The organism is Trichocoleus sp. ST-U1, assembly GCF_039961835.1.
GTDB lineage: Bacteria > Cyanobacteriota > Cyanobacteriia > Cyanobacteriales > FACHB-T130 > FACHB-T130.
In genome coordinates this window covers 19,277-27,183 of record NZ_JAMPJZ010000074.1, presented here as the reverse complement: position 1 = coordinate 27,183, position 7,907 = coordinate 19,277, and the positions used below count along the sequence as shown (strand labels likewise).

Sequence of the window (7,907 nt, the reverse complement as noted above, 5' to 3'; positions counted from 1 at the left end):
TGAGTTTCTCGGCTTAAATCTCTAATAAATCTCATAAGTCTCTTGTTTTCTTGACTTTTGTTTTAGCTTATTCTACTTTTTATTATGTGTAATTTATTTTACATAAGCACTTATCAATAATGCTTCTCAAATTCCCAAAAAAATCTGAACTTGTCACGAACTAAATATACAGATGTGATTAAGCATTCGGATACCAATTGCGGAACATGAAGAAGACATTGGGGACGCGGCTTCAACAAAATCAACTCTCGAAACGACAAAAAATGGCTCTAAACCAAGCGTTGTGGGGAGGAGGGGCTTCCATTTCTAAAGATACCGTTTTTGCTGCCCGCCTCAAGCAATTGCTGCTGCGGGCTTTTGTCATTCACAAGTATCGCCAACACCTACCGGCTAGCACTCTACAAGAATATCGCTGTGACCTAAAGCGCCGCTTAAAGCAGTGTCTCGGCTCACAGGCGGATAATAAGCTAGGGTGGAGATTAAAAAAGCGCTATTCTGAAGTTCCTTATTACTTGTTTCTAGTCTTGGACGAAGCTTGTAGTCCGACCCTTTCCAGCACTGACACCCCAACACCAGCCACAGGACAAGTCTCTCAAACTCCCAACCGGGTTTGTGCTGACAAGAAACACAAATTTGGTTCATTTGGCGATCGCACTTTTCGAGTTACCTTCGTGAGGTTGTACTTCAGCTATTGCGTAAACAACTCCAGAATCGTCAGCCTCAAGAAAATGCTGGGTTGTATCAGCCTAATTCTGGTCAAAATCGGCGATCAGCCTGTCCGAGTCCGAGATAGGTGGATTCACTACCACGACTTATACCACCTTGAGGTTAGTCTATTGGAGAGAATTCTAATGGGAAGAGACTGGGTGAGTGGTATTCATGGCATTAACGCTGGCGTGTTCCATGAATCTACGATTATTGGGGAATATGACAGTTTTCTTGATGAAGCCCGAATCGCTATCCATGAGGCGCTAACCCGACCGACACCTTTCAGTCAACTCAAGGCTCTGTGTTGGATGACTTTGCTATTGTTACAGGGAATCAATCCTTTGGCTGTTCTCCTTCGTCATCTTAGGAGTATGAAGAAAAAGCAACAAGAATTATGGGATTGGTTAGACATCTGAGATTGGTTATTTCAACCATAAGGATGCTGACTTTGCTATAGGGTTGAGAAGATATCAAATCTCTTCCATCACTACACGTTTGATAAACTTCTCTACTAAAGGCAGTTGGAAGCAGTAGCCATCCTCTGTTGTCTGCAAAAGCGTTGTGTCTTGCAGTGCGATCGCTTCTTTGTAAACTAGACTTTGTAGTAAGTTGCGATCGCTATCTGTCAAGCTTTTCTACAATTCCCGGAAATACTTGCCGCCTCGCTCCAGCACTGTGGGAATAATGGTCTTGACATCCCGTGCAGTAGCTTTGGGGTACTGGTGTCTCCGTTGATTAGAGATACCGTTATGGGAGTGCCAAAATAGATTGAGTATCAATTTTGCACACTCCCGATCCTATGTTCATTGAGCGCAAAGTCAATCACTCTACTAATACAGTTGAGCTATGGAAATGTGAATGGGAATATCCTGATGGCGCTTCAGCTAAAAAACGCTATATCAACAAGGTTGGGGAAGAACAGCCCTTAAAGCCGGAAGGTAAGAACGCTTGGAACCAGGCTAACGCTATTTGTTGGGCATCCGGTCGCACCCTTGGAAACATTGCTGTTTTTTCTAAATCTATTCTTGGGCATTTCCCAGCACAGGCTGGAGACGATGCCTTCTTGCCTTGCGATTTTGTCCCTGCTGGAAAATTTCGGCATGGTGCTGATCGCTGGTGGTGTAGGACTCATCAAACTCACTGGGGGACAAAAGCCGACCACGAATCATCCGACAAGTCAGGAGTAATGCGTTGTGCAAATCACTCCCAGCCAATGAACTACACTCTGTCTCCACTGGAAATCAATGTAACTGACTATGCTGAGGTGGGAATATGGTGTTCACTTCCAACAGCCCTGTCTTCTCAGCCCATAGAGTCGCGCGCTCCAAAAATTCATGTTCATTTACGTCCTAAGGCACAAGGGAAGAAGTCGATAGACGATGACTTTGATGCTATTTCATTGCTTTACCACGAAGATTTAGAACTATTTGCCAATGCTGAGATTACTCGTGTCAATATCACGCCACCTGCTGCTTTTGAGTTCGTATGTGCCGTAGAGGAAGATCGAGAGATGACTTGTATCAACTGTTCTCACTGCGGATACCCTCACTTGGATTTAGGTGATTTTGCACGGAAGCCTCATCGAAAGCATTTCTGTGGCAATTGCGGTTGTGATAGCACTTGGAGTTCGCGGCATATTGTGTCTACGCCTCTTAAACCTTTGTACGATCAATTTGCAAAGAACACGCAGTATAAGGAGCCAGACAGAACACTGAATCTGGATCTGGATAAATACTCAGGCTGTGATTACGAAATTTGGTCATCTACCCCAGCAATCGTGTGGTCAGCAGATCGTCCGCAGGAAAAAGGGATTCATGTTCATGTCTATAACGGATCAAAACGCATTGTTGACGATACGTTCAGTGTTGTAGTTCTTAACGGGAAAACTCTTGAGCGAAAGGACGTGCTTCAAGTAATGTTTGAGCGCACGATTACATGAGGCGAAGCTATTCAATTTCACAACCGATTGTGCAATTATGCAGCCAGCAGCCGAACGAACAAGAGTTATTGGTTAGAGTTGAGAGGCTATTTGAATCGACTCAAGTGTGTCGTTATATCTCAGTCCTTTGGTGAGGACACAGTTGGGAGGTTGTCGGTGAGGAGCGATCGCAAGTTGTCATAAAATCTGTTATCGAATTCCTCAGAAATATCAAGTGGGCAAAAGCCCACCTAACATTCCTAATAGGTAATTTGTAGAGTCACGGATGCCTCTACCTGTTGTTCGCCACCAATCACGGGTGTAGACGCCTCTACCTTCCCAGATCGCAAAGCCATGTCAGCTAGGGGCATTGGGGGTGGCGGCGTCGCAGAAGCACCATTAACTTGAATATTTACCACTTCCCGGCGAGTAAGATTTAGGGCACTCAAAACAGCATCCGCTTGCTCTTGGGCATCTTGAGTCGCTTCGCGCAAAGCTTGCTTTTGAGCGGTCGCGATCGCACTATCAGCAGCAATAAAACTAATGCCGTCAATCCGCGTCGCCCCAGCTTTCACTGCTTCATCCAGAAGCGTTCCGGCTGTTTGATTATTAACTCGAAAGCTAACGATGTTGGTGGCGGTATACCCAGTCAGACGCTGGACGTTGTTTTCGTAGCTGTAAGTCGGGTTGAGGCTAATGCCGGTGGTTTGTAATTTTTCGACATTGCGAGATTTTAGCAAATCCACCACTGCGCTAGAGCGTCGTGCTGCTTCCTGCTGCACATCCGCCGCCACTTTACCCTGAACCTCAACCCCCAGCCGCACCAGCGTTAACGTTGTTGCAATCGATTCTTCTCCCCTGCCAGTGACAGTGATGGTTCGCAACATTTTCTCTTGGGCGATCGCTGGATTCGTCATGATTACACTTAAAAGACCCACGGCGAAAGATATTGCCTGACGCTGATACCAGGAACTTGCGAAAGATGGAGTTCGATTCATTAGATCGTGTTGTCTCATACTAGAACTGCACCAGCTGCTTTTCATTGTGCCGGTGGAATGTTCCTAATCTGCCACTACCACAGCCAAAAAATCTCAGCAGTTACCGTTTTAGCAACTCAGGCGATAGTGCTAGTTGCAATGCAAGGGGTATCGCCCGATCGCCAGTCCTATCGGGGATGGTAAGTATTTATACTTTGCTTTCAGGGATTAGATTCAACTATGCGATCAACTATGCGATCGCGCCGCGAAATTGACTGCGCCCCTTTTAAGCCATCATCTTGACAGGTCTTTGACTCTTGTTAAATCCCCAGATAAAAGCTTGATTTTGTAAAGAAGCTTGTACATTGAAAAGAATGATTTTGTGCAGAACTCATGCCGATAGATGCAGCTCACTGGCTTAGTTTACTAAGCCCAACTTTCTCACTCTCACTTTCGAGCAAAACCATTCCTGTCTTAGCGACAGCAACACAAGAAGCAGAAAAAAGTCCAGTGGTCTTAGCGGCAGTGTTACTGACTTTAGTCATCATTTACTTCGCTAGCAAAATGGGGGCGGAGATATCAAACTGGATGGGCTTCCCGCCTGTATTAGGCGAATTGGTCGGCGGTGTAGTGGTGGGTATCTCCGCCCTGCATCTGCTGGTATTTCCAGAAAGCGGGTCAGTCGCTTCTGATTCTGTCCTGATGTCCTTCCTGCAAGGCACCTCTGGCTTAAGTCTCGACACGATTGGTGAAGTATTTCAAACCCAGAGCGAAGTCATTTCCGTTTTAGCAGAACTGGGCGTAATCGTACTGCTATTTGAAATTGGTCTGGAATCGAACTTAAAGGAACTGATGGCAGTCGGTATCCAGGCAGTCGTCGTCGCAGTGGTGGGGGTAGTGGTGCCCTTTGCAGCTGGCACTGCGGGGCTGATGCTCTTTTTTGGCGTGCCAGCGGTTCCGGCGATTTTTGCGGGTGCGGCTTTGACTGCAACCAGTATTGGGATTACTTCCAAAGTTCTCTCAGAATTGGGGCGTCTCACTTCTAGAGAAGGTCAGATTATTCTGGGCGCTGCGGTTATAGACGATGTTCTGGGTATCATCGTTTTGGCAGTCGTGGCAAGTTTGGCAAAAACGGGTGAAGTAGATGTCAGCAACGTCATTTATCTGATCGTCAGCGCCAGTAGTTTTCTACTAGGTGCGATTCTGCTAGGTAAGGTTTTTAACAAATCCTTTGTAGCGATCGCCGATCAGCTCAAGACGCGCGGCGGGCTAGTCATACCGGCTTTCATCTTCGCATTCTTGATGGCCTATGTGGGAGCCGCTATTCACCTAGAAGCCATTTTGGGAGCTTTTGCAGCTGGCTTAGTCTTAGACGAAACGGATAAGCGTAAAGAACTGGAAAAGCAGGTAGTGCCTATTGCCGATCTGCTGGTGCCGATTTTCTTTGTAACGGTTGGGGCTAAAACTGACCTAGGAGTTCTCAATCCAGCGGTTCCCAGTAACCGGGAAGGGTTGTTCATGGCTATGTTCCTGATTGTCGTGGCAATTCTCGGAAAGGTTGTTACGGGTCTAGTCGTATTTGGTCAACCTCAGATCAACCGATTAGCGATTGGCGTCGGGATGATTCCACGAGGCGAAGTCGGGTTGGTCTTTGCCGGTGTTGGTTCTGCCAGCGGTGCTTTGTCTGAAGCCACAGAAGCCGCGATTATTATGATGGTCATCTTGACAACTTTTTTAGCACCTCCCTTATTACGGTTTGTGTTTCAAGAGCCTGCATCGGTTCCTGCTAAGGAAAGCGATTAGTTATTAATTCATGTGTGGGTAGTGGGTAGTGGTGGTATACAATCAACACCGACTACCTACTCCGTAGTACCTACTGACAAAAAACTAACAGCAAACGGTTTTTGTGAAACTTAAGTCACTTTATCTACGTCCCTTGGGGTTGGTTATCGGATTTAATCGGATTTAAAAGGTTTCTCTCGCTTTGAGAAAAGTGTTGGCTCGCGTGGCTTGGGAATAGGCAGCATCAAGACGTTATCATTGCCAAGCCCTGAGAACAAAAATCTCTGATGAGAAACTCCATACACCAGGCATCTTCCCGATGGTAATTGGCTTTTTCCAGCGAAAAAAGTCATGCCTAGTCGATTATTCTGCATTGCGACCAAAGTCGTGATATTGTTCAACCCAGTCTAAAATCGTTTACTTTGTTTACCGCAATGCACCGGATGTGAACCGAAAACATCCGAAACAGGTCTACAGCGTACAGGCCGATTATTACGGTCTTTGCCTTTTTCAGGAGCAACGATAGTGAGATTTTACTGGCTATTACCCAGTTTTTTGAGCATTTTTCTCGTTTCACTTCCCGCGAATGCGGCAAGACTGGTGTATTGGCGTTTTGATGCCAATCAGAACCGACTAGACTTTAGGACGGATGATGGAGTTCAACCGCGAGCGCAACTGCTTGCCAATCCGACCCGTGTGGTAATCGATCTGCCCGGTACCAGCTTGGGGCGCTCAACGGTGACTCAGCAGTTGGCTGGATCGCTGCGTTCTCTGCGAGTAGGACAGTTTGAAGGTAATACTACTCGGATGGTGATTGAATTAGACCCTGGTTACACCCTCGATCCAGAAAAAGTGCTAGTTCGAGGAGCTTCCCCCAGCCAGTGGTCGGTGCAATTACCAAAGCCCGAACGAGTAGCGCAGGTGTCAAATCCTTCACCCAGAGATCTAGCACCCAGAGATCTAGATTTGGGAAATTCTCCGCCGCCCCCTTTGCAACCTCTTCCCAATCAAGCTCCTAGAAATCCTTCGCCGCCTCCAGTGCTGAGTCGCCCACCGATTCGTCAGACACCTCCAAACGTAACGGTTGGGTCGCTTGCTCAAATCGAAGATGTGCAGGTAACGCGAGATGGGTTTTTCCTAAAGACGAATGGGGGTCGCCCGCAGATTATTAAGGTGAACCGGAGTAGCGATCGCAAAAACATTACTTTTGACCTGCGAGGAGCGACCCTTTCCCGCAGTCTTACATCGCCTTCTTCGACGGTGAATCGCTATGGCGTCAGTCGCATCTTATTGTCCCAAGTTGATACTTCACCCTCAATCGTTCGCGTCACGATGAACGTGAGGAGAGAAAGCCCGGACTGGCTGGCAAGTGTTAGCGATTTTGGCGGTATTGTCATCTTGCCGAAGGGTACGAGTGCTGGCGACATTGAAAGCCCACCACTAGCTGGAAATCAACCCTCTCCCATTTCGGGGGGGTCTAGACCGCCTTCAACTGCACCCAGCCAACCCGTCCCCACCAACCGTCCGAATAATCAGTTAGCAACAATTCAATCGGTTGAACTCGCTTCTTCCGGAACCCAGTTATTAATTCGGGCGGATGCGTCTGTCAGATACACCGGCAGATGGGATGCAAGAGAGGGAGTTTATCGAATTACGATTCCTTCCGCTGAACTAGCTGACCGAGTTAGGGGACCTCAACTGGATGCCACCACTTCAGTGCGGCGGGTGCGTTTGCAGCAGCAAGACTCGCGGACTGTCGTTATTCTGGTGCAACCAGCCTCAGGGGTACAGGTTGGAGAACTCAATCAGGTGAGCGACCAACTTTTAGCACTGCAACTGCAACGAAGTCGCCTTGGCTCGGTTGTTCCTCCCACAGGCCCTATTCGGGTTCCGCCCACGGGTTCTGTTAACGTGCCGCCGCCTCAGAATAACAATCCGCCTTCGCGACCCCGCCCCCGTGTTGGACGATTGGTTGTGGTTGTAGATGCCGGACATGGAGGCAAAGACCCTGGAGCCATCGGTTATAGAGGTTTGCGAGAGGTCGATGTAATTTTGCCGATTGCACAGCAGGTAGCGGCATTGCTAGAGCAACAGGGCATCCAGGCGGTGATGACGCGAAAGGATGACTATTTTGTAGACTTGCAACCACGAGTAACGATGGCTGAGCGAGCCAATGCCGATTTATTCGTCAGTATCCACGCCAATTCAATTGGTGGGCGTCCTGATGTGCAGGGGCTGGAGACTTACTATTACTCTAGTGGTGGGCGTTTAGCGCAAACCATTCACAATAGTATTTTGCAGAACGTTGATATCCGAGATCGAGGAGTGCGGCAGGCGAGATTTTATGTACTGAGGAAGAGTTCGATGCCCGCTGTTTTAGTGGAGGTTGGTTTTGTGTCCAGCCCACAAGAGGCTGTGAAGTTGGCTTCGCCAAATTACCAGAGCCAGATGGCAAGAGCGATCGCTCGCGGTATTCTACAGTACATTCAACAAAGTCTCTAAATGCCGGTTTGTGGGGAGTG

At 47.8% G+C, this 7,907-nt stretch carries 8 protein-coding genes; 5 read left to right on the top strand and 3 right to left on the bottom strand.

Annotated elements, in window-relative coordinates:
* Nucleotides 1–206: 206 nt before the first annotated feature.
* Entirely contained in the window at nt 207–1,124 is a 918-nt protein-coding gene (locus tag NDA06_RS21040) for a hypothetical protein (protein WP_199324004.1), read from the top strand.
* Nucleotides 1,125–1,178: 54 nt separating this feature from the next.
* On the opposite strand, the gene NDA06_RS21035 is transcribed toward NDA06_RS21040, so the two are convergent.
* Both NDA06_RS21035 and NDA06_RS21030 read right to left on the bottom strand, forming a co-directional pair.
* Entirely contained in the window at nt 1,179–1,337 is a 159-nt protein-coding gene (locus tag NDA06_RS21035; RefSeq protein ID WP_190985090.1) for a hypothetical protein, read from the bottom strand.
* A gap of 6 nt (nt 1,338–1,343) precedes the next feature.
* Complete coding sequence (locus tag NDA06_RS21030) at nt 1,344–1,487, bottom strand: hypothetical protein (protein WP_190985089.1); 144 nt, start codon at nt 1,485–1,487, stop codon at nt 1,344–1,346.
* Between the two features lie 20 nt (nt 1,488–1,507).
* Between NDA06_RS21030 and NDA06_RS21025 the strand changes: the two genes are divergently transcribed.
* Complete coding sequence (locus NDA06_RS21025) at nt 1,508–2,647, top strand: hypothetical protein (RefSeq protein WP_190985088.1); 1,140 nt, start codon at nt 1,508–1,510, stop codon at nt 2,645–2,647.
* A 239-nt stretch (nt 2,648–2,886) separates the two neighbouring features.
* On the opposite strand, the gene NDA06_RS21020 is transcribed toward NDA06_RS21025, so the two are convergent.
* Nucleotides 2,887–3,624, bottom strand: coding sequence for an SIMPL domain-containing protein (locus NDA06_RS21020; RefSeq protein ID WP_190985087.1), 738 nt, complete (start codon nt 3,622–3,624; stop codon nt 2,887–2,889).
* Between the two features lie 9 nt (nt 3,625–3,633).
* Between NDA06_RS21020 and NDA06_RS21015 the strand changes: the two genes are divergently transcribed.
* From NDA06_RS21015 to NDA06_RS21005, 3 genes are all read left to right on the top strand, one after another.
* Nucleotides 3,634–3,807 (top strand): hypothetical protein, encoded by a 174-nt coding sequence (locus NDA06_RS21015; RefSeq protein WP_190414915.1) that lies wholly within the window; start codon nt 3,634–3,636, stop codon nt 3,805–3,807.
* Nucleotides 3,808–3,996: 189 nt separating this feature from the next.
* Entirely contained in the window at nt 3,997–5,406 is a 1,410-nt protein-coding gene (locus tag NDA06_RS21010) for a cation:proton antiporter (RefSeq protein WP_190537062.1), read from the top strand.
* Nucleotides 5,407–5,910: 504 nt separating this feature from the next.
* Nucleotides 5,911–7,887 carry an N-acetylmuramoyl-L-alanine amidase gene (locus NDA06_RS21005; protein ID WP_190414917.1) on the top strand — a complete coding sequence of 659 codons (1,977 nt, stop codon included), beginning with the start codon at nt 5,911–5,913 and terminating at the stop codon, nt 7,885–7,887.
* The last annotated feature ends 20 nt before the right edge of the window (nt 7,888–7,907 follow it).

Excerpts from the sequence above, each read along its gene's own strand:
- NDA06_RS21010 (WP_190537062.1), top strand. The coding sequence starts at position 3,997 with ATGCCGATAGATGCAGCTCACTGGCTTAGTTTACTAAGCCCAACTTTC.
- NDA06_RS21040 (WP_199324004.1), top strand. The coding sequence starts at position 207 with ATGAAGAAGACATTGGGGACGCGGCTTCAACAAAATCAACTCTCGAAA.
- NDA06_RS21020 (WP_190985087.1), bottom strand. The coding sequence starts at position 3,624 with ATGAATCGAACTCCATCTTTCGCAAGTTCCTGGTATCAGCGTCAGGCA.
- NDA06_RS21025 (WP_190985088.1), top strand. The coding sequence starts at position 1,508 with ATGTTCATTGAGCGCAAAGTCAATCACTCTACTAATACAGTTGAGCTA.